Source organism: Enterococcus haemoperoxidus ATCC BAA-382 (genome assembly GCF_000407165.1).
GTDB lineage: Bacteria > Bacillota > Bacilli > Lactobacillales > Enterococcaceae > Enterococcus_L > Enterococcus_L haemoperoxidus.
In genome coordinates this window covers 197,464-220,427 of sequence record NZ_KE136479.1, presented here as the reverse complement: position 1 = coordinate 220,427, position 22,964 = coordinate 197,464, and the positions used below count along the sequence as shown (strand labels likewise).

Annotated in this window: 21 protein-coding genes; 10 read left to right on the top strand and 11 right to left on the bottom strand. The window is 37.2% G+C overall.

All coding sequences use genetic code 11. The annotated features are described in order from the left end of the window. Positions 1-9: 9 nt before the first annotated feature. Complete coding sequence (locus I583_RS01035; RefSeq protein ID WP_010762688.1) at positions 10-357, top strand: DUF3899 domain-containing protein; 348 nt, start codon at positions 10-12, stop codon at positions 355-357. Positions 358-434: 77 nt separating this feature from the next. Here the strand turns inward: I583_RS01035 and I583_RS01030 are convergent, their stop codons facing one another. Next, the gene (locus I583_RS01030; protein WP_010762687.1) at positions 435-2,111 is read right to left on the bottom strand and encodes a peptide ABC transporter substrate-binding protein; all 1,677 of its coding nucleotides are present in this window, start codon (positions 2,109-2,111) and stop codon (positions 435-437) included. A gap of 460 nt (positions 2,112-2,571) precedes the next feature. On the opposite strand from I583_RS01030, the gene I583_RS01025 reads away from it, so the two are divergent. The 6 genes from I583_RS01025 (at position 2,572) to fni (ending at position 8,846) form a co-directional block, all read left to right on the top strand. Further along, entirely contained in the window at positions 2,572-3,630 is a 1,059-nt protein-coding gene (locus I583_RS01025; RefSeq protein WP_010762686.1) for an FUSC family protein, read from the top strand. 43 nt (positions 3,631-3,673) lie between these two features. Next, the gene (locus I583_RS01020) at positions 3,674-4,309 is read left to right on the top strand and encodes a pentapeptide repeat-containing protein (protein WP_010762685.1); all 636 of its coding nucleotides are present in this window, start codon (positions 3,674-3,676) and stop codon (positions 4,307-4,309) included. 470 nt (positions 4,310-4,779) lie between these two features. Next, on the top strand, positions 4,780-5,724 hold the full coding sequence (mvk, locus tag I583_RS01015) for a mevalonate kinase (protein ID WP_010762684.1): 945 nt from the start codon (positions 4,780-4,782) through the stop codon (positions 5,722-5,724). Continuing rightward, positions 5,724-6,722: a diphosphomevalonate decarboxylase gene (gene mvaD / locus I583_RS01010; protein WP_010762683.1), complete on the top strand. Its 999-nt coding sequence runs from the start codon at positions 5,724-5,726 to the stop codon at positions 6,720-6,722. The genes mvk and mvaD overlap by 1 nt, the downstream gene beginning before the upstream one ends. Next, on the top strand, positions 6,719-7,816 hold the full coding sequence (locus I583_RS01005) for a phosphomevalonate kinase (protein ID WP_010762682.1): 1,098 nt from the start codon (positions 6,719-6,721) through the stop codon (positions 7,814-7,816). The genes mvaD and I583_RS01005 overlap by 4 nt, the downstream gene beginning before the upstream one ends. Beyond that, entirely contained in the window at positions 7,800-8,846 is a 1,047-nt protein-coding gene (fni, locus tag I583_RS01000) for a type 2 isopentenyl-diphosphate Delta-isomerase (protein WP_010762681.1), read from the top strand. The genes I583_RS01005 and fni overlap by 17 nt, the downstream gene beginning before the upstream one ends. Before the next feature lie 80 nt (positions 8,847-8,926). On the opposite strand, the gene I583_RS00995 is transcribed toward fni, so the two are convergent. The 8 genes from I583_RS00995 to I583_RS00960 form a co-directional block, all read right to left on the bottom strand. Next, positions 8,927-9,787, bottom strand: a complete 861-nt coding sequence (locus I583_RS00995; protein WP_010762680.1) for a VOC family protein — start codon at positions 9,785-9,787, stop codon at positions 8,927-8,929. Positions 9,788-9,901: 114 nt separating this feature from the next. Next, on the bottom strand, positions 9,902-10,666 hold the full coding sequence (gene map, locus I583_RS00990; RefSeq protein ID WP_010762679.1) for a type I methionyl aminopeptidase: 765 nt from the start codon (positions 10,664-10,666) through the stop codon (positions 9,902-9,904). 25 nt (positions 10,667-10,691) lie between these two features. Further along, on the bottom strand, positions 10,692-11,129 hold the full coding sequence (locus I583_RS00985; RefSeq protein ID WP_010762678.1) for a GNAT family N-acetyltransferase: 438 nt from the start codon (positions 11,127-11,129) through the stop codon (positions 10,692-10,694). Between the two features lie 94 nt (positions 11,130-11,223). Continuing rightward, the gene (adhE, locus tag I583_RS00980) at positions 11,224-13,821 is read right to left on the bottom strand and encodes a bifunctional acetaldehyde-CoA/alcohol dehydrogenase (protein WP_010762677.1); all 2,598 of its coding nucleotides are present in this window, start codon (positions 13,819-13,821) and stop codon (positions 11,224-11,226) included. 189 nt (positions 13,822-14,010) lie between these two features. Further along, positions 14,011-14,283, bottom strand: coding sequence for a post-transcriptional regulator (locus I583_RS00975; protein ID WP_034682593.1), 273 nt, complete (start codon positions 14,281-14,283; stop codon positions 14,011-14,013). 91 nt (positions 14,284-14,374) lie between these two features. Then, complete coding sequence (yajC, locus tag I583_RS00970; RefSeq protein ID WP_010762676.1) at positions 14,375-14,743, bottom strand: preprotein translocase subunit YajC; 369 nt, start codon at positions 14,741-14,743, stop codon at positions 14,375-14,377. An 82-nt stretch (positions 14,744-14,825) separates the two neighbouring features. Beyond that, positions 14,826-15,971, bottom strand: coding sequence for a tRNA guanosine(34) transglycosylase Tgt (gene tgt, locus I583_RS00965; RefSeq protein WP_010762675.1), 1,146 nt, complete (start codon positions 15,969-15,971; stop codon positions 14,826-14,828). 225 nt (positions 15,972-16,196) lie between these two features. Continuing rightward, a complete protein-coding gene (locus I583_RS00960; RefSeq protein WP_010762674.1) occupies positions 16,197-17,285 on the bottom strand; it encodes an iron-containing alcohol dehydrogenase family protein in 1,089 nt (362 codons plus the stop codon). 223 nt (positions 17,286-17,508) lie between these two features. On the opposite strand from I583_RS00960, the gene I583_RS00955 reads away from it, so the two are divergent. The 3 genes from I583_RS00955 to I583_RS00945 all read left to right on the top strand — a co-directional run bounded on the left by I583_RS00955 (position 17,509) and on the right by I583_RS00945 (position 20,946). Then, on the top strand, positions 17,509-18,972 hold the full coding sequence (locus I583_RS00955; RefSeq protein WP_010762673.1) for an ABC transporter substrate-binding protein/permease: 1,464 nt from the start codon (positions 17,509-17,511) through the stop codon (positions 18,970-18,972). Next, positions 18,965-19,687, top strand: coding sequence for an amino acid ABC transporter ATP-binding protein (locus I583_RS00950; RefSeq protein WP_010762672.1), 723 nt, complete (start codon positions 18,965-18,967; stop codon positions 19,685-19,687). Before I583_RS00955 ends, I583_RS00950 begins: the two co-directional genes overlap by 8 nt. 98 nt (positions 19,688-19,785) lie before the next feature. Next, positions 19,786-20,946, top strand: coding sequence for a pyridoxal phosphate-dependent aminotransferase (locus I583_RS00945; protein ID WP_010762671.1), 1,161 nt, complete (start codon positions 19,786-19,788; stop codon positions 20,944-20,946). Between the two features lie 128 nt (positions 20,947-21,074). Here the strand turns inward: I583_RS00945 and I583_RS00940 are convergent, their stop codons facing one another. Further along, positions 21,075-21,641 carry a DUF5067 domain-containing protein gene (locus I583_RS00940; RefSeq protein ID WP_010762670.1) on the bottom strand — a complete coding sequence of 189 codons (567 nt, stop codon included), beginning with the start codon at positions 21,639-21,641 and terminating at the stop codon, positions 21,075-21,077. Between the two features lie 12 nt (positions 21,642-21,653). Further along, on the bottom strand, positions 21,654-22,964 hold a 1,311-nt coding region (locus I583_RS00935), incomplete at its 5' end, for an MSCRAMM family protein (protein ID WP_016249887.1).

Genomic DNA, 22,964 nt, shown 5'->3' with positions numbered 1-22,964 from the left:
GATGAGCACATGAAAAATTTAAAATGGCCCTTGATTACCTCAGCGGTCTCAAGCATCGGTATTTTTACTTACCTATTGATAAAACAGTCACTGACTATCCGTTCTATATCTGATACCTTCTTCATCGTTTCATTATTCTTTCTGATTATCGGCTTAGCCATGTGGATTATGTCCTCAGGATTTTTTGATAATTTCCAACGTTTTATGAAAATGCATTTTCGTTTTAGAAAGAAAAATGAACCGAAAGAATTCATTCCATTTTCAGAAATTGGCAAAGCACATCAGCTTTACTGGCTTGAAACTGGAGGTATTTTACTGATTGTCTCTATTGTTTCTTTATTATTTTACTTTTTATGAGCAAAGATAGCAAGAGGACCGTTGCCTTTTTATTCAAAGAGGGCAAAGGTCCTTTTACTATTGAAAACTATTTCAGACTATTCTGAAATATAAGTCCATTTGTAATCGTATTGCGCACCTGCTGGATGGAAACCAACATCTTTCACTTTTTCAGCACGTAAGTGCGCTTCAGCTTTTTGGTAAAGAGGAATCACACCCATGTCGCCCATGATTATTTTCTCTGCATCTACTAAGTTATCCCAACGTTTTTCAGGATCATTAGCATTTGTAGTTGACGCAGCTTTTAATGCTTTGTCGTATTCAGGATTGCTGTAATGTCCACGGTTATATGGAACACCTGTTTGGAATAGATCTAAGAAACTACTTGGATCTACGTAGTCAGCTCCCCAACCACCGATAACTGCTTTAAAGTCACCTTTATTAGAACGGTCTAAACGAACAGCAAATGGTACTGGACTTACGGTTACTTTTGTTCCTTCTAAAGTATCTTGGATCGCACCTTGGATATATTCTACTGTTTTCTTAGATGAATCTGCATCAGAAGATAAGATATCGATATCTAATGTTTTGATACCCAATTCTTTCTTCGCTTTTTCCCAATGTTCTTTTGCTTTTTCTTTATCATAAGCAATTTTATCATCTGCCGCTTTCGTGAAGTCTTCTTTTCCATCTGGAGATTTAGACATATCTGCTGGAACTAACCCTTTAGGTTCTACTGATCCATCACCTAAGATTTGTTCAACTAACGATTTACGGTCGATTGAATAAGAAATAGCTTTTCTTAAGTTCTCATTTCTATATGGTGAATTTTCGTCGATTTGATTTAATTCCATATATTGAGTCGATGCTTCTTTTTGGATCACAAGAGCTGGATCATTGGCTGCTTGTTGCGCTAACTCACCAGTTAATGTTACATCATCTGCTTGTCCATCTTGGAATAAGTTATATGAAGTTGGTGCTTCTTTCACAACATTCGTTTTTACTTCGTCCAATTTTACAGAATCTGCATCCCAATATTCTTTGTTTTTCTTATATGACCATTCAGTATCCGTTCCTGCTCCATCAAATCCATCTAAGACAAACGGGCCGTTGTAAACTGAGTTATCGCTATTTGCTGCGTATTCTTTACCATATTTTTCCACGATGTCTTTTCTTTGTGGGAAGAATGATGGGAACGCTAATAGGTAATCAAAATAAGGCGTTGCTTTTTCTAATGTAACTTCTAATTCATAATCACCTGTCGCTTTGATTCCAAGTTCCGCTTTGTCTTTCTTACCGGCTGCGATATCCGCACCATTTTTTACAGATTCATAAAGGTAGGCATATTCTGAAGCCGTCGCTGGATCAACTGTACGTTGCCATCCATAGACATAGTCTTCTGCTTTTACGGGTTTTCCGTCTGACCATTTAGATTTTTCGTTTAGCTTGATTTTATACGTAACGCCATCATCGCTGACTTCAGCTTTTTCAGCTGCTCCAGCAGGTTCTGGTTTATTATCTAGATTCAAACGATAGATTCCTTCATATACATTGTTTAAAGCAGTGAAGCTGATAACATCTGTCGCTACTGATAAGTCGGCACTTGGCATTTCTTGTAAAACATTGACACGGAATACTTGCTCTCCGCTTGGTTTTCCATCGGCTGCTTTTGAGCTGCCTGTATCGTCTGTATTTCCACCGCCGTTACCGCACGCTGCGAGTGTTAAACTAAATAAAGTGATGAATCCAAAAGCAAATGACTTCTTTAACTTCATTCTTTTTTCCTCCCTAAAAGACCCTAAGTATTTTCTGAAAAATCAGAATTTAATAATTATTTACTGTACTGAGATATAGTTTACAATTTTTAAATTAAAAAATCAAGAATAATCTTATTTTTTTTTAATACTTACATCATTAAATTGTACCTTCATTAGAAGCAATTTCTTAGAAATGGTCATAACAAGCGGTACGTGCTCGTTTAGCTTTGACAGAAAAGTAGGAGAATGGCACTTTTGCCACAATCAAGCTTTCTCTTTTTTTTTCGAAAGGTTAGCTCGTAAAACCAGATTAGATAAAAAGCGATTGTTTTCTTATAAAAAAGTATGTTAGATTAGTAATGGAAGAAACAGACCGTACTGCTAGTAAGCCATCTTTTTTTTCGCTTTGGCTTATCTAGTTACCAACTAATTTTAAATATATTTTCCGTGTTTCATAACAATAGTAAGGAGTGATCAGATGCATCGTTCATCATTTTTCAAAGAATTAACTACATTCCACAAACCTCAAAAAGCACCTTTTCGCTTGATTGGTGCCGGTATCTGTATGGCCGTACCGCTATTTATTGGCTATTTCTCAAATAATTTATTGATTGGAAGTTTCGGCTCACTTGGGATTTTTACTTTTCTCTACTATCAAACTCTTCCATTAAACGAACTGCTGATTCGTTTAAGTTCCGTTGGTGGATTTTTACTTTTTGGCAACCTGATTGGTGTCTTGAGTACTCATATTCCTTGGGTTATTCCAATCGCTATAGCGTTGATTTCCTTTTTTGCCAGAATTATTTTTAGGTTGTATAGAATTGCAAAGCCTGGGGCTTTTTTTATTGTCATGGTCACCGCTATGGGTAGTGGGACTAAAATTCCTTTGGAAAAAGTTCCAATCATGATGAGTTATGTTTTATTAGGTGTTTTAACCTCTCTTGTGGTGGCCGTCATCTTATACTTTGTTGAAGGTCAAGTCGTTGAACCAGAAAAAAAAGTTTCCTTACAAGAGCGACTATATACAGATCCTGCGGCACTTTTAGATGCTTTACATTATGCAGCTATTTTATTTTTAGCAACCTACATCAGTCAGTCTTTACATCTAACGAATGCTTATTGGATGATCGTTTCGTGTGCTGCAGTTTTACAAGGGGATAATTTACGAGCAGTCATGCATCGAAATATTCAGAGAATCTTAGGGACAATGATTGGACTGTTGATTGCAGCTCTTTTATTGAGTATTTCTTTTACTTCTCTAGAAACAATTTTTCTGATTTGCTTTTTCTTTTTGACTGTAGAATTTTTTATCAAAAGAAATTATACGATTGCAAATTTTTTTACTACGCCAATGTCATTACTACTTGCTAACCTAGCTCGTCATCAATATTTAGTCAGTTTACTGAATTATCGTTTGATTGGGATTGTTTTAGGCAGTCTTTTAGGCCTTCTAGGAGCGTATGTGTTAACAACCTGCTTAAAATTTTATAATCGTGCGTATCAATTAAATGAAAATTTAGATAAAGAAACAGAATAGTTTTGCCTCATTCATCAATCACACTTATTTGGAGGGTTTATTTATGAAAATCAAAAAGCCTGTTGCACCGTTATTACCTAAACTAACTGAAACTGATTTTATTTCTCTAGATGATGAAGTTATTATTGAAGGCTTATCTGTCAAAGAGCAAGATCTAAGTTATCAAGATGTCCGAAATTTAGTTTTTAGGGAATGTCAGTTTGAAAAATTGACTATGAATCGAAATCATTTAGAGCGATTTGAGTGTAGCAATGTGATTTTTGATCATTGTGACCTATCAAATACAGAGTGGATTGGCGCTAGCTTTCATCAAGTCCATTTTCGTCAATGTAAATTAACTGGAACAAATTTTGCGGAAAGTTATTTACGAGATTGCTTATTTGAAGATTGTTTAGCAGACTATACTTCTTTCAGCGCTACAAATCAAAAAGTCGTTCAATTTAAACAAACCAGTTTGAACGATACAGAATTTGTTGAAGTCACTTGGAACAATCTATTATTAGATAATTGTTCATTGACTGGAAGTAACTGGTTCCATACAAAATTGGCTGGTCTTGATTTAACAAAAAGTACCTTTGAAAAAATTGCTTTTTCACAAGAATTACTCAAAGGATTAAACGTAACACAAGAACAGGCAATTACGATTGCTGCGGGTTTGGGCTTAATTATTGAAGAATAATTAAGCAGAAAAATCGGAGCTAAATTTCAGCTATTTTCCTTCGCTCTTTCTTTTTTTGCTTGTAGATATTAATGAGAAGTTAATTTTTTCCTTAAATAGAATCTAAAAATTTTATTTCATAAGCTTTTTTGGTAAACTAATGTAGCTTGAGAGCAATTCTCATTCAATAATAGGATTTTACAATGGACGATACTCTTAGGAATGGTGGCACATTTTTGCCAATTCTGTTTACTTCGATCATCGTTTCAATTATTACTTATATATCGCTATGAACTATACACATTACATGAGGCACTATTAGCTTTTGCATATATCTAGGGCTAATGACTATTTTAGGCGTTTTGCTGGTATGAATCGTTTATGGTACTCTTAATAAATGGACTGAATTTTTGGCGTTCATTTTATGATTCTTTATGCAGCAACTTAGATCATCACACACTTGATATTTAAACAAAGGACTGTTTATTAAAATGAATAAAGAAAAAATTGGTCATGGGCAAGCCTCTGGAAAGATTATACTGATGGGTGAACATTCTGTCGTTTACGGCGAACCTGCAATTGCCATCCCATTTCAGGAAACCTTCATTTCAACAAAGGTTGAACCTGACAGTACCATGATACTGGATTGTCATTATTATTCAGGAGCACTTTCAGAAGTTCCGCCACAATTAAAAAGTGTTAAAGAAGTCATCAATCAAGCCTTGATTGAACTTCACCAGAAAAATATGACGTTTAAAATCACCATCACTAGTACAATTCCAGCAGAGCGTGGTATGGGGTCAAGCGCTGCTGTTGCTGTTTCTATCGTTCGTGCTTTATTTGATTATTTTGAGGTTCCTTGTTCACCAGAAACACTGCTCCATTTAGTCAATCGAGCTGAAAAAATTGCTCACGGTAACCCTAGTGGTATTGATGCAGCTGCAACTAGTGGAAACGAACCGTTATTTTTCATAAAAAATCATCCATTAGAATCATTCCCAATGAATGTTTCCAATGCTTTTTTGATCGTTGCTGACACTGGAATCAAAGGACAAACGAGAGCTGCCGTCAGCGACGTAGCTCATCTTTTTGAGCAAAATAAAAAAGAAATCTCACAACATATTACTGAATTAGGTCGGTTGACTAAACTTGCGAAACAAGCTATTTCTAAAGACGATGTTCATACATTAGGAAACGTAATGAATCAGGCACACGATCAGCTTAAATCACTTACTGTCAGCAATGACCAATTAGATCAGTTAGTTATAACTGCCAGAGAACATGGCGCAATAGGCGCAAAATTAACAGGTGGCGGCCGCGGCGGCTGTATGATTGCTTTAGCAGAATCTAAAGAACAAGCAGTAAAAATTGCTGCTGCACTAAAGTCTGCTGGAGCTTTTGCCACTTGGATTCAATCATTAGGAGTGAAAAAATAATGTATGTTGGAAAAGCAAGAGCTTATACAAATATTGCGTTGATCAAATATTGGGGAAAAAAAGATGAACGCTTGATATTGCCTATGAATAGCAGTCTTTCTTTAACATTGGATGCTTTTTATACTGAAACTAGTGTCTATTTCGATAAATCATTAACAGAAGATCTCTTCGTTTTAGATGGAAAAAAACAAGATTCTAAGCAAACAGCAAAAATTTCTAAATTCTTAGATCTCATTCGCCAACAGCAAAATCTATCATTATTTGCAAGAGTCGACAGTCAAAACTTTGTCCCGACTGCAGCTGGTTTAGCTTCTTCCGCTAGCGGTTTAGCGGCTCTCGCTGGTGCTTGTAGTGAAGCATTAGATTTGCAGTTAACTGAGACAGAACTATCTCGTTTAGCTAGACGTGGTTCTGGATCTGCCTGCCGCAGTATTTTTGGTGGATTTGCTGAATGGCAAAAAGGCGACTCTGATCAAACCTCATTTGCAAAAGCGATTCCTTCTGAGGGCTGGGAAAACGAGTTAGCGATGTTATTCGTTTTAGTTGATGATGGAGTGAAAGATATTTCCAGCCGTGATGGTATGAAACGAACCGTTGAAACATCAAGTTTTTACTCTGGTTGGTTAGAAAATGTCGAAGCAGATTTAGCAATAGCCAAAGAAGCAATTAAGGAAAGAGACTTTAACAAATTAGGGGAAGTCGCTGAAGCAAATGGTTTGCGCATGCATGGTACTACCTTAGCTGCCGTACCACCGTTTACTTACTGGTCACCAGAAAGTCTTAACGTTATGCAGTTAGTCCGTTCAGCCAGACAAGCCGGTCTACCTTGCTACTTTACAATGGATGCTGGACCGAATGTTAAAATTTTAGTAGAAAAGAAAAATCTGACTGCTTTAAAGAACTTTTTAGCAGAATATTTGCCTGAGCAAAAGCTGATTACGGCTTTTGCAGGACCCGGAATTGAAGCAATTCCTATAGAAAGGTCGGAAGATTTATGATAGAAGTTTCCACACCTGGTAAGTTATTTATTGCTGGAGAATATGCCGTTGTTGAACCAGGACATCCAGCAATCATCGTTGCAGTGGATCAATTTGTAACGGTCACGCTTGAATCAGCTGAAAATGTCGGTAGTATTCAGTCTGCCCAATACAGTTCATTACCTGTACGTTGGACAAGAAGAAATAACGAACTCGTTTTAGATATTCGGGAAAATCCCTTTCACTATGTATTGGCAGCAATTCGCTTAACTGAAAAATATGCGCAAGAACAACATAAAGAGTTGTCTTTCTATCACTTAAAAGTCACTAGTGAATTAGACAATTCAAACGGACGAAAATATGGCTTAGGCTCCAGTGGTGCTGTAACTGTTGCAACTGTAAAAGCGTTGGGTCTTTTTTACGGCTTAGAGTTAACTGAAGAAGAAATATTCAAACTTTCCGCACTAGCTCATTTAGAGGTTCAAGGAAATGGCTCTTGCGGAGATATCGCAGCAAGCTGTTACGGCGGTTGGATCGCCTTTTCAACTTTCGATCATCAGTGGGTTAATGATCAGGCTCAAAAACAAACACTGACTGCATTACTTCAAGCAGCATGGCCAAAATTAATGATCCAAACACTGACAGTTCCCAAAAAACTACGGCTGCTGATTGGCTGGACGGGAAGTCCTGCTTCTACATCTGATTTAGTCGATCAAGTCAACCAATCAAAAGAAGTCCAAGAAACAGCCTATCAGCAATTTTTAGATGAAAGTAAATCGTGTGTCGAAACGATGATCACAGGCTTTCAGACAGAAAATATCACATTGATCCAAACACAAATCCGGAAAAACCGGCAATTACTCCAACAACTAACATCGATCACAGGTGTTATGATCGAAACTCCTGCCCTAAAAAAATTATGTAATTTAGCACAAACTTGTGGTGGTGCAGCGAAATCCTCTGGCGCAGGTGGCGGCGATTGCGGCATTGTCTTATTTAAACAAAAATCTGGTATCTTACCTTTAATGAGCTCTTGGGAAAAAGAAGGCATCACGCCTTTACCATTACATGTATATTTTTACGGAAAGCAGGAAAAAGATGAATCGAAAAGATGAACATATCTCTTTGGCAAAAGCCTTTCATAAAGATAAAACCAATGACTTCGACCAAATCCGTTTTGTTCATCATTCATTTTCCGAAGTAGCACTGGATGACGTTGATATTTCAACATCTTTTCTTGATTTCTCTTTCAAACAGCCGTTTTATATCAATGCTATGACCGGCGGTAGTGATCGTGCGAAAGAAATCAATCAGCAATTAGGCATCATAGCTAGAGAAACGGGTATCATGGTGGCAACAGGATCTGTTAACGCTGCTTTGAAAAATCCTGACGTAGCAGAAACTTACCAAATCATGCGCAAAGAAAATCCTGAAGGCGTGATTTTCGCGAATATTGGCGCCGGACTTTCTTTAGAAGAAGCCAAAAGAGCTGTCGAACTTTTTCATGCTGATGGACTCCAAATTCATGTGAATGTTCCTCAAGAACTGGTAATGCCAGAAGGAGATCGTGATTTTCATGGTTGGCTAGATACTATTGAAGATATTGCGTCTCAACTGTCTGTTCCAGTTGTTGTCAAAGAAGTTGGTTTTGGCATGAGTAGTGAGACGATTGAACAATTAGTTCGGCGCGGTGTCAAAGCAGTTGATGTGAGTGGCCAAGGCGGAACAAGTTTTACCCAAATTGAAAATGCACGGCGTAAGAAACGAGAGCTTGGCTTTTTAACTGATTGGGGGCAATCAACGGTCCTCTCACTCTTGGAAGCGGCGAATTGGCATCGTGACCTTGACGTTTTAGCCTCTGGTGGCGTTCGGCAATCACTAGATATTGTCAAAGCACTGAGTTTAGGTGCTAAAAGTGTTGGTATAGCTGGGACTATCTTAAATCAGCTAATGACACATGGTCTTGATAAAACGATTGCACTTGTTAAGCAATGGGAAGATGAACTTAAAATGTTGTATACATTACTAGGAAAGAAAACCACAGCTGAGCTTACAACAACTGATATTATTTTTTCTCCTGAAATCATTCATTGGTGCGAAAGTCGTGGGATTGCATATCAACCGTTTGCAAAGAGAAGTAAATAAAGAGCGCTAAACAAAACTAAAGATTAGTTTTGTTTAGCGCTCTTTATCCGAATAAACGGCGAGAAAAAAGCATTTTTATCTTATCCCTTGTACGCTTCTCTCAGTGCAGCTATGTCAATGCGTTTCATTTTATACAATTCCTGCATCACACGATAGGCTCTATCAGGGTCAGAGTGATCAAATAATTCTTCCATATCCGATGTAACAGTTTGCCAACAGACACCATATTCATCTTCCATCCAACCACAAGGCCATTCTTTCCCTTGAGCCGTGACTTCTTCCCATAAACGATCGATTTCAGCCTGATCTTTACAATAGACATAAAATGAAGTCGCCATCGTAAATGTAAACCCATGTGCCTCACCACTATCCATTACCCTAAACGGCTGTCCATGCATCGTAAACAAAGCTTGCGCTACAGTACCATCTGGATTTTTTTGGACATATTCGACACTACCATCACCGAAAATCTCGATCCATTGGTTCATCGCCTCTTCTGCCTTTCCAAACTGTTCTCCGGTAAATAAAAAGCTTGGTACAATAGACTGCGGCTTTTCAGCTAACACCAGCTGCCATGAAACACCATACTGATCTTTTAGCCAACCGTATTTCTTACTGAAAGGATAAGCCCCAAATTCCATCAATACTTCACCATTATGACTTAGTGTCTCCCATAAACGATTGATTTGCGCTTCTGTCTCACATTCTACGAAAAATGAAATTGCAGGAGTAAAATTAAATTCAGGTCCACCATTTAGCAAAATAACTTCTTGTCCTGCAAGTGTCAACGAGATTGTTAGAACAGATCCTTTAGGTTGATGTTCACTGTCTACATAGTAATCAACCTTATTGATTTTACTCTGTTCAAATGCGTTCACATAAAACTCAGCTGCTTCTTCTACTTTTCCATCAAACCATAAACACGGAGAAAATTTAGACATATTCAATCATCCTTTCTTGAATAAAATAAATCTAATACTTTAATCCCATTATATACACCAAATGATTTATTTGAAAAAGCAATGCTCCTTATTATTATTGAACAATATCTTACTCTAGTAACTACCTTCTTCTCCTTGAGAAGTTAAAATCACTGGCCCATCTTTCGTAATCGCTAAACTATGTTCATATTGGCAACTTAAGCTACCATCTCTTGTCTTAGCAGTCCAGCCATTTGGTTCCATTTCCATCTGCCACAAACCAGCATTGACCATCGGTTCTATCGTTATTGTCATGCCCTCTTTTAGTCGCAACCCCTTACCTGGTTCTCCATAATGAGCGAAAAAGGGTTCTTCGTGAATGGTTGGACCAATGCCGTGCGCTATAAAATCACGAACAACGCTGTAGCCTTCTGACTCCACATACGTTTGAATCGCATGACCAATATCGCCAACACGATTACCAACTTTAGCTTGTTCAATACCTAAATATAAAGCTTTTTTAGTGACTTCCATTAAATGTTTTGTTTCATCTGTGGCGCTTCCCACTGAGTAAGACCAACAAGAATCTGAAATAGCACCATTTAAATCAATACACATATCGACTTTTATCAAGTCGCCATCTTTTAATACTTTTTTCCTTGGAAAACCATGGCAAATTTCATCATTGATACTGCAACATGTTGCATACTCATACTCTTCAAATCCAATTTGAGCAGCCACACCGCCATGACTTTCAATATAATTACGAACGAATACTTCTATATCCCAACTTGTAATCCCTGGCTTGATAAATGTTCGTAATTGTTTGTGCACATCTGCTAATAATGCACCTGATTCTGCCATCTTCTCTACTTCTCTTTTTGATTTTAATGTAATCATTTGTTTCCTCTTTTCTTGTTTCGATTTATTTTGATTGAAATAATTTTCTGAAATTCACTTGCTTCTTCACTTTTTCATAGCCTTGATGCTCATAAAATTTATGGGCTTTAGTTCGCTCTACTCCTGAGTTTAGGCGAATACCTTGTGCACTATTTTCTTTTGCCCATTGTTCTGCGTGATTCAATAGTGATTTGCCTATTCCTTTTCCATGCATATCTTCTCCCACCACAAGTGCCATGACATTCATCAATCTTGGTCCATAAGTGCAGACATATTCACTGAGTTGGATATACCCAACTACTTTTCCTGCTATTTCTTTTACAAATAATTTATTGACCGGTGATGAAAGTAGATAGCTCAACTGTTCTTTGGCATCTTCTAATGGATATTCATGATTTAATGGATACGTATTTAATTGATTGATTGCTTCGATATCTTCTAGTTTTGCTTCTCTAATCGTCATTATCTATCCCTCCGCTTTTGATCTCTCTCATTATACTCCTTTTCATAAAAAAAGAAGAGTAACTTTTTTTAGCTACTCTTCTCACTTTATTCAATTAGCCATTGTAGGCATCAATGATGATTTGTTTCAATTCACTGATCAATGGTTCTTTTGGATTTGCTGTTGTACATTGATCTTCGTATGCTAATTCAGCCATATGATCAACAGTTGAATCAAGGATTTCTTGTGTCACACCTTGCGCTTTCAAGTTCATGTCGATTCCAACTGATACACCTAAATCATAAACAGCTGTTGCTAATGCATCCACTAATTCTGCTGTATTTTTTCCTTTAAGACCTAAGAATTTCGCGATATCAGCGTAATCTGTGTCTGCACGGAAGTAATCATATTTAGGGAACATTGCATGTTTTGAAGGATCTTTGGCATTGTAACGGATAATGTGCGGTAATAAAATCGCATTTGTACGTCCGTGAGGAATCCCATATTCTCCACCAATTTTATGCGCTACTGAGTGACAAATTCCTAAGAATGCGTTGGCAAAAGCCATACCAGCCATTGTTGATGCATTATGCATTTTTTCACGACTTTCAGCATCTGGACGTTTCACTGAGTTTTCTAAGTGTTCAAAAACTAATTTAATTGCTTGTAAACTTAATCCACGAGTGTAATCAGACGCCATTACTGAAACATAAGACTCGATTGCATGTGTCAATACATCCATACCAGTATCAGCCGTTACAGAAGCTGGAACTGACATCACAAATTGAGGATCGATGATCGCAACATCTGGTGTCAAAGCGTAATCAGCTAACGGGTATTTTACGTGCGTATCACTATCTGTAATAACCGCAAATGGTGTTACTTCTGATCCAGTACCTGATGTTGTTGGGATACATACAAATTGTGTTTTAACAGCTTTCTCAATTTTGTACGTACGTTTACGGATATCTAAGAATTTTTGTTTCGCACCAAAGAATTCTGTATCTGGGTGTTCGTAGAACATCCACATGCCTTTTGCCGCATCCATTGCAGATCCGCCACCTAAAGCAATGATTGTATCTGGTTCAAAATCAACCATGACTTTTGTTCCAGCATACACTGTGTTTGTAGATGGATTTGGTTCTACGGCTGAGAATACTTCGATTTGAACGTCGTTTTTACGTTTTTGTAATTCTTTACGAACTGTATCCGCATAGCCGAATTGAACCATTCCTGGATCACAAACAATCATGACACGTTCAACATTTTCCATTTTTTGTAGATATTGTAATGAATTTTTTTCAAAGAAAATTTTTGGCGGTAATTTAAACCATTGCATATTATTTCTCCGTTTCGCTACAGTTTTGACATTGATCAAGTTAACAGCAGATACGTTTTTAGAGACTGAGTTTTTACCGTAAGATCCGCAACCTAATGTTAATGAAGGAATCATTTCGTTATAGATATTCCCGATTCCGCCTTCAGCAGATGGAGAATTTACTAAGATACGGCAAGCTTTCATGCGTAAACCAAATTTCACTTGTAGGTCTTCATCTTCTGTATGGATCACTGCTGTATGACCTAAACCACCTAATTCAAGCATTGCTTCACATAAATCAAAGGCATGATCTGTATTTTTTGCTTTCATCATCGCTAAAACTGGCGATAATTTTTCACGAGAAAGTGGGTATTCTGCTCCTGCTCCTTCAAGTTCAGCAATTAGAATTTTTGTGCCTTTTGGTACTTTGATTCCAGCGAGTTCTGCGATATGTTCAGCAGAGTACCCAACGATTGCTGGATTAACAGCATATTTTCCTTCGTTCATCACAGCATCTTCTAGTTTTTGTAATTCGTTTGGTTTAACGAAGTACACTTGATGTGCTTCAAATTCAGCTTTTACTGCTGCATAAACTTCTTTATCTACGATCACAGCTTGTTCAGAAGCACAAATCATGCCGTTATCAAATGATTTAGACACGATCAAGTCGTTTACTGCACGTTTGATTTTAGCTGTTTTTTCAATATATGAAGGAACATTACCTGGTCCAACACCTAACGCTGGTTTACCAGTTGAATAGGCTGATTTAACCATAGCACTACCACCAGTAGCTAAAACAATGGCAATACCAGGATGATTCATCAAACCTGAAGTTGCTTCTAAAGAAGGTTGTTCGATCCATTGTACACAGTTTTCTGGAGCACCTGCTTTAATGGCTGCATCACGAACGATACGAGCAGCTTCAGCAGAACATTTTTGTGCACTTGGGTGGAACGCGAATACGATTGGATTACGTGTTTTGATTGAAATCAACGCTTTAAAAATGGTTGTTGATGTTGGATTCGTTGTTGGTGTAACACCACAAACCACCCCAACTGGTTCAGCGATTTCGATTAAGCCTGTTTGGTCGTCTTTATTGATAACACCAACCGTTTTATCATGCTTGATGCTGTTCCAAATATATTCAGAAGCGTACATATTTTTGATTGCTTTATCTTCGTAAATTCCACGGCCAGTTTCTTCTACAGCCATTTTTGCTAAAGGCATATGTTGGTCTAATGCTGCCATTGCCATTTGGTGCACAATGTGGTCAACTTTTTCTTGATCGAAGTCTTCCATTTCTTTTAAAGCAATATTTGCTTTTCTTGCCAACTCGTCGATCATTGCTGATACATCAGTCGTTTTGGTATCTTCTTTCTTCATTGTTTTAGCCATTGTGATCCTCCTAGAAAAATAAGTTAGTTATTTTTTGTTTGTTAACTATTTCACATACACATCATACAACATTATTTTTTTCTTGTAAATAGTTTTATTGTGATTTTTTTCACATTTATCGTTTTTTTATTCATCTTTTTCAAGTAAGCGCTTCTTATTATACAAAAAGAAAAAAGAACCTATTCTGTATTAGAATAGATCCGTTAAGTCATGCCAATCTTTAATCGTTAAACTGCTTGTTTGCGCAATCAATTGCTGATAATCAAAAAATTCATTTGGCTCAATATGTAAAATGTCTTCACGACAAGCTTTGATCGATGATGGAGCGTTCTTTTTCCAACGATAAGAAACGAGATAGTTCATCAATTCTGTTTCGTTGACTGAAGAATAACCAAGTTGCTGAAAAGATCGGCATTTGAGTTTTAACTCTTTTTTCAATAAGAACTTTTGGTGCCAGGACAGCTTTTCGATGGTTCTCCCCTTCTTTCCAAAAAATAATCTATGTCTATTTGCCTAGTTGCGTTAGAAAGAAAAAATTCCAGCAAGCTGGAATTTATTCTTTCGTTTCGTTGTTTTCAGAAGTTGTTGTTACAGTTGGCTCTTCAACAATTGTTTCTTCTGTTTCAACAACTGTTACGTCACTGTCATTTGTAACAACAGTACCTGGTTTGACAGTTTTGATTGCAGCACGATCAAATTCAAGGATGATTCCTTCACAATCGATCAATACTGTTCTTTTTTCGCTATCGATTTCAGAGATCACACCGTGTAATCCGCCGATCGTTACAACTTCATCGCCCACTTTCATTGCATCCAAAAGTGTTTGACGTTCATTTTGTTGTTTCTTTTGCGAACGAGTCATAAAAAACATCATTCCTGCTAAAAGAATTAATGGTAAAATAAACGAAAGTCCTCCGCCCATTATCTATTCACCTCTCTATCCTATAATCACTAGTTTACTGTAACAAAATTTCATGTACAACACTAGTCTTTTGATCAATTTTTTAGAAACTTTTTGGATTCTCTTTGTTAAACCCATATTCTTCAAAAAAGGCTTGTCTAAATTCTAACAAATTATCATCCATGATTGCTTGACGAACTTGTTTCATAAGGTTCAATAAGAAATAAAGATTATGATAAGACGTTAAACGAATACCAAATGTTTCATCTGCTTTGATCAAATGACGAATATACGCTCGAGTATAGTTTTTACAAGTATAGCAATCACATTTCTCATCCAACGGACGGAAATCTCTTGCATACTGTGCATTTTTAACAACCAGACGACCTTTAGAAGTCATACAAGTACCATTTCTAGCAATTCGAGTCGGCAAGACACAATCAAACATATCGATCCCACGAATCACACCATCGATCAATGAATCTGCTGTTCCCACACCCATTAGGTATCTCGGTTTATTATCAGGTATTAAAGGAGTAGTAAAATCTAACACGCGGTTCATTTCAGCTTTTGGTTCACCTACAGATAAACCACCAATGGAATATCCCGGAAAGTCCATACTGATCAAATCTTTCGCACTTTGACGACGTAAATCTTCAAATCCTGCCCCTTGGATAATACCAAACAAGCCTTGACGATCTGGATTAGCGTGCGCTTTCAACCCGCGTTCTGCCCAACGTGACGTGCGCTCGATGGATTTCTTCACATAATCATAGCTTTCATCAAACGGCGGACACTCATCAAAACTCATCATAATATCAGAGCCTAGATTATTTTGAATATTGATTGCTTTCTCTGGAGAAAGGAATAACTTAGACCCATTTAAATGGTGTCTAAAATGAACCCCTTCTTCTGTGATTTTACGCATATCACTTAATGAGAATACTTGAAAACCACCAGAATCTGTTAAGATTGGTTGATCCCAATTCATAAATTTATGTAAGCCGCCTGCTTCTGCAATCAAATCATCTCCGGGACGTAGCCATAAATGATAAGTATTGCTCAAAATCACTCCTGCGCCCATCTCTTTCAAATCTTCTGGTGACATTGTTTTTACTGTCGCTAACGTTCCTACAGGCATAAACATCGGTGTTGGAAACGTACCGTGAGGCGTGATGATTTCACCTAAACGGGCACCTGTATGTTTTTCTTTCTTTATTAAACGATAACGAATGGCTGGTTCTGTCATTCATTCTCCTACTTTCTTTTGTAAATTTACACTTTCCTCATCATACTTTTTTTTGTTCGTATTTGCAAGGTTTTACGGGCTTTCTTTAGGATATCCTTAGACAAATGAAACGCCGCTCTTCGCTCGCCAAGTATTGTGCCCCTTCAGCTCTGCAAGCAGTTACTGTGATTTACAATAAAAGGAGCTTAGATAAAAATTCATCTAGCTCCAGTGTTTCAACTACTCTTATTTATCGCTCATCGCTGTTTCAAGCTTCATCATAGCTCTTTTCACAATTTCAGGCGTAATCTTTTCTTTCATATAATGAATCGTTTCATGCGGCTGGGCAGCGCGCTCAGCAACACGCTGATAATCATCCTCTGATAAACTCATATTCATCTCTTTTAAAGAAATTGGTAAATCAAGGCTGTGATAAAACGGGATTAGTTGCTCGATTTCAGCCCACTTATTTTCAATCACTAACTGGACAAAAACACCGTAAGCCACTTTATTACCATGTAACTGTTGATGGCTCTCTTGCAAAATAGTTAATGCATCATGAATCGAGTGAGCGCCAGACGTTCGTCCATAATCATCACCGAATCCGCCAACCATTCCGCCGAGTAGAATATTCGTTTCGACAACATTTAAAAAGGCTTGATTGATTTCTTTACTTTCCATAGCAGCAAGCGCTTCTTGACTGTCAGAAAGCAAGACATCTCGGCATTTTTTGGCTGCAAAAGCAGCTACTTGGATTTCGATGGGTTGTACTTCTAATTGCGAAATCATTGCATCTGCTTCGTACCATTTAGCTAAAGTATCACCAATCCCTGCAATCATCAATGCAATGGGTGAATCCAAAATAACTTTAGGCTCAATTAAAACCAAGGCATTGCTTTGTGCAAAGACATCATAGCGATCCATAGCACCATCAGTCTTATAGATTACGCTAAGCGGTGTGTAAGCCGCACAGGTTGCCGCTAATGTGGGTAAAATCAAAATCGGTGTGTTACATTGGTTTGCCACCGCTTTACCTAAATCTGCAATTTTTCCACCTCCGACAGCAATGATTCCTTCTGACTGCTCTTGCTCAAACCTTTGCTTTAAAGCTAGCGTCTGCTCGTCCGTGCATTCTCCACCATAATAAACAAAGTGTGCATCTATATTCACTAATGTAGGAAAGTAAGATTTAGCTGCTTCCCATGAATCTTTCCCATGTAAAACCATTACCCGTTTGATTTTTCTTCTATTTAAGTGTTCTTCTAAATCATCCCACGCACCCACTCGGCATTCATATTCTTGCGGTGCTCCTCTTACTATCAATGATTGATTCATTTGTCTCGACCTTTCATTTTTTACTAATTTTTATACAAAAGCGAAAATTTTAAATTCTTTGATAAAATTCACTTTTCCTTTCCCTTAATCTATGATATGATAAAACACATCCAAAAACAATAAATTTTTATACATTTATACACGTTTTTTAGAATATTTATTGAAAAACTAGACAGTTATACTTACTCAACTGTTATCACTCTATCATAAAGGAGAAGAACAAATGAAATTATGTAAAAAAACCTTAGCACTTATTATCCCTATATTGCTGGTACTACTCACTTTTATCCCCATAACCACAGCAATTGCGGAAGAGCCTGATCCAGTCTATGACAGCATTATGAAACGTGGTGAACTGATTGTTGGTTTGTCTGCTGATTATGCACCATATGAATTTCATGCAGATGTAGATGGCAAAGATCAGGTCGTTGGATTCGATATCTCGATCGCGCAAAAAATCGCAGATGATCTTGGGGTCAAATTAAAAATTGAAGAACTGGGTTTTGATGCATTATTAGGTGCATTGAAAACAGGTAAAATCGATTTAATCATTTCAGGTATGGCACCAACTCCTGAACGTCTTCAAGAAGTTAATTTTTCAACACCTTACATGACCGTTCAACAAAAAGTAGTTGTTAGAAAAGATGACAAAGATACATTCAAATCAACAAAAGATTTCGATGGTGTAAAAGTCGGCGTCCAAAAACAAACCACGCAAGAAGAGTTGGCAAAGACAGAATTAGTAGGTTCGATTCCAACATCTTTACAAAAAGTACCCGACATCATCATGAACTTAAAAAATAAAAAAGTTAATGCTGCAGTTCTAGAAGGTCCGGTTGCTGAAGCTTACGTTGAACGCGATAAAGAGTTGACATTTGCTGACGTTACATTTGAACAGGGCCAAAAAGATGCCGCTGTTGCCATTCCCAAAAATGCACCTGTTTTAGAACAAAAGGTCAATGCTTCGATCAAAACCATCAATGATAATAACTTACTTGATGGTTATAAAAAAGAAGCTGGTAAATTAATGTTTACTGATGATGAGAGTTTCCTTGGAAAATACGGTAAATTCTATATTAGTGGTGCTGGTTATACAATTTTCTTAGCCTTTATGGGTGTATTATTCGGTGCTATCTTGGGTGGTTTATTAGCCTTAATGAAGTTATCTAAATCAAAAATTTTACGTGGTATTGCGATTTGCTATATTGAATATGTTCGTGGTACTCCTTTATTAGTTCAAATCTTTATCGTTTATTTTGGTACAGGTGTGTTAGGGCTTGATTTATCCAAAATCGCTGCTGGTTGTATCGCTCTTGCCTTAAATAGCGGGGCTTATGTTGCTGAAATCGTTCGTGCTGGAATCAACGCCGTTAATAAAGGTCAGTTAGAAGCCGCTCGTTCTCTTGGTATGAATCAACCGCAAGCAATGCGTTACATCATTTTACCGCAAGCAATCAAAAATATCTTACCTGCTTTAGGAAACGAGTTTGTAACTGTAATCAAAGAATCTTCTGTCGTTTCGGTAATCGGGGTTTCAGAGTTGATTTTCCAAGCCGGTAATGTTCAAGGCGCAAGCTTTAAACCATTTTTACCATACCTTGTAGTATCATTGATTTACTTTGTTTTAACCTTTACCATTTCACGCCTGTTAGGTGTTGCTGAAAGGAGAATGAGCACTAGTGATTAATATTAAAAATTTACACAAAACCTTTGGAAAAAATGAAGTCTTAAAAGGCATAGACCTAGATGTAAACGCTGGTGAAGTTGTCGTGATCATCGGCCCTTCTGGTAGCGGAAAAAGTACCTTTTTACGTTGTTTAAACTTATTAGAACAACCAACAGATGGAACGATTGAATTTGAAGGAAAAAATTTATTAGACAAAGATACCGATATCGACGCCCTTCGTCAAAAAATGGGTATGGTATTTCAAAACTTCAATCTATTTCCTCATAAAACAGTTTTAGATAACTTAACGATCAGCCCAATCAAGGTCAAAAAAGAAACAACAGATGCAGCGAAAGAAAAGGCTCTTGCCTTATTAGAACAAGTTGGCTTGAAAGATAAAGCTACTAGCTACCCTTCCAGCTTATCTGGCGGACAACAACAACGGGTAGCAATTGCCCGTGCGCTAGCAATGAATCCTGACGTGATGCTTTTCGATGAACCGACGTCTGCACTAGATCCAGAAATGGTTGGTGAAGTGTTAGCTGTTATGAAAGCATTAGCCGTTGAAGGAATGACAATGGTTGTCGTAACCCATGAAATGGGCTTTGCACGTGAAGTTGCCGACCGTGTGATTTTCATGGATGCTGGAATCATTCAAGAAGAAGGGACACCAGAAGAAATTTTTGGACAACCGAAAAATCCTAGAACACAAGATTTTTTAAGAAAAGTGTTGTAAAAACTACAAGAGGGCAAAGTAAGTAGAAAAACTTACTTTGCCCTCTTAAAAAAATAGTATAGAATGAAGTTAAGCAACAAGTAATTGGAGGTAACAAAATGGATCGACTAAATATTTCAAAGAAACATCAACAACCTGCTGAAAATATCTTGATGGATATTGCCACTTTAGCAAAACAAGTACCTGATTTACTGGACCTGTCGATCGGAGATCCCGATTTGATTACAGATGAACGAATTATTGATGCCGCTTTTAAAGATGTTAAAAACGGGCACACGAAATACACCGCTTCTGGTGGTAGTCAAGAATTTATCGATACTGTCGTGGCCTTTTACCAAAAACAATATGGCTTATCCTTTGAACCTAATCAAGTTCGAGCAACTGTTGGTGCTTTACATGGCATGTATTTAACGTTACAAGTATTGTTAGATCCTGAAGATGAAGTCATTATTCATGAACCTTATTTTTCACCCTACAAAGATCAAGTAATTTTTGCTGGTGGTAAACCAGTATTTATTCCAACTTATGAAGAGGATGGTTTTCAAATCAATATTGATGTTTTGAAAGCTGCTATTACAGATAAAACAAAAGCGCTTATCATCAATTCACCAAACAATCCGACAGGCGCTGTTTTTTCTCCTGAAACATTCAAAGCTATTGCTGATTTAGCTATTGAACATGATTTCTATATTCTTTCTGATGAAGTCTATGAAGCATTTTGTTTTTATGATGATTTCGTCCCAATGGCAACATTTGCTCCTGACAATACGATTACATTTAGCAGTTTCTCAAAAGCCTTCGCGATGACTGGTTGGCGTATTGGGTATATGATTGCTCCCGACTATATTAACGATGCTGCGAAGTTGATCAATGAAAGTATAACCTACTCAGCACCTAGTCCTTCTCAACAAGCTGGTATTTACGCATTAAATCATGCTGAAACACTAACTCCAACAGTTGTAACCATTTTTAAAGAACGTCTAGAATATTTGGAACAACGAATTTCGTCTATTCCGTTTCTCTCATTACATCCAGTCAAGGGCAGTATGTATGCGTTCATCAACATTTCAAAAACTGGTTTAACGTCTGTCCCCTTTGTTGAAAAAGTCTTAAAAGAAACAAATGTATTGATGATCCCAGGAAAAGCTTTTGGCGAAACAACTGGGGATAGTTACGTGCGTTTAGCAGCAACTCAAGACATAACTATATTAAAAGAAGCATTTGATCGAATTGAGAAAATGAGCTTTCAAATAAACTAGAAAAAAAGACCTACCACTAAATTCTGTCATTCGTATGAGTAGAATTTAGCTATAGGTCTTTTTTTATTCTATTTTAACCGATTTTATTCGTTACTTCTCTAGTAAATACTCTTTATTGAATAGTGGAACTAATCTAGTTTAATCAAATAATTTTTTGATACTATGGTTGATCCTTCAGCATCTAAAAAATCTAATCTTAAGTCTTTATCTGAAACTGTTTTATAAACTGTAGCCATAGGAATTGCTTTCCCTTGCTCTTGTTCTTTTGTAGATTCATCTGAAAGTTTTTTAATCTGTTCACTAAGTTCTGGATGATCTATAAATAACGTTTCCATCTCATTTTTATTTGATGCTTGGTTAGCTTGCAAATACTTTTCAAATACTTCTTGTCCTGATTTAAAGACATTTGTTTTATTAGTAAAGGTATAAAAAACTACGAGGTACGTTGCATTATCGTCTCCACTAACAACACTTGATCCTGTAAGCTTTGCTTCAAAGTCTGGGCTGATAAAGTTTTCATTATTTACAGCAAATGAATTGTCTGCTGAGGCATAATTATTTTCAGATACTTCTTTTTTTGCAATTTTTTCATGATCTGTTTTTTTTTTCTTAGATTCACTCTCATTTTTTGAGTTACATCCTGCTAACAATAGGCAGCATCCAAGAATTGCCAATCCAATAAGTTTCTTTTTCATTTACATTTCCTCCTACTTCACTTGAGTCAATCGACCTAGTTCATTTGTTTTATAGTCCCAACTATACGGTCGAGGCTCTTTTTCTTTTTCACCATTAGAGGTTGTTCCCATTTTTGGTTCGACAAAAACAGTTACCCAATATTCACTTGACTTACTATAATCTACAATAGGATCAGCTTTTACTATCTCAGAAGTATGATCAAAAGAATGTTTTTCTTCTAAATCTGTATCAGTTTCTGTTGCAATGGCTCCACGATACATATAATATTCAGGTACTAAATCAATAATCCGAAGTTTATCTATGCCAACGGAAATTCTTACTGTTGTAAACAATTCTTTTGTAATCTCTGCTGGTTTATTCTTCACAGTCGAACCAGTAACGAATTGGTACGTATTGACTGTGTTAGAACCTGCGAATTGCTCCAGTTTGAAATAACCTGTGCTAGGAACTACTAAAGCGTCATTCTGATTTAGTACGACTTGTCGTAAATGCAACCGAGTAGGCCTGTTCTCAACTTGATATGTGGTTGTTTTTCCGTGAACTACAGTTACTGGTATCCAACCTTTTTCGATTATCTGATAACCAGGTGGTGGAGCTGTTTCTCTGATATAATACGTACCCGTTGCAATAGCTGGAATAGATATTTTTCCTGATCCATCCGTTTTTTGATTTTTATACAGGATATTTTGACCTTTATCGTCACTTGCAATATCAAAAATAGCTCCTGACAATTTCCTATATTTTTTCTCTTCGTCTTGCTTGATGATTTGCAGCCCGCCTTTTTGACGTTGGTTCTCAAACAACACCTCTGGGGTTGTTTCTCCCATTTTCACCGTCACTACAACACTTAACGGGCTCGCTAATTCATAGTTTGCTGGCGCTGCACTTTCGTGAATTCGATAATTTCCTGCTGGTAAGTAGCCCGTTGTCACCGTCCCATCGCTTCCTGTCTTCACACTCGTTACTACTACCTTACCTTGACTATCCGTTACTCGGTACTCCGCTCCTGACAAAACTGCCTTACTTTCTTTGTCTACCTTCTTGATCTTGATTCGCCCTTGGCGATTATTTGTAAACGTCAGACTTGCCGTTTGATTCCTCACCACGTCTACAGTTCGATTATTTCCTTCTACTGGCGCCGCTACGTGTCCTGTTGGCGCTGCCGTTTCGGTTACCGTGTATTTACCTGTCGGTAAATTCCCTAATGTATACACACCATTCGCATTGGTTTGTCCACTTCCTACTTGGGCTCCAGCGGCGTTCTTCACTGTATATTTTGCCCCGGCTAATCGTTTTTTCGTGTCGTCTTGCTTGATGATTTG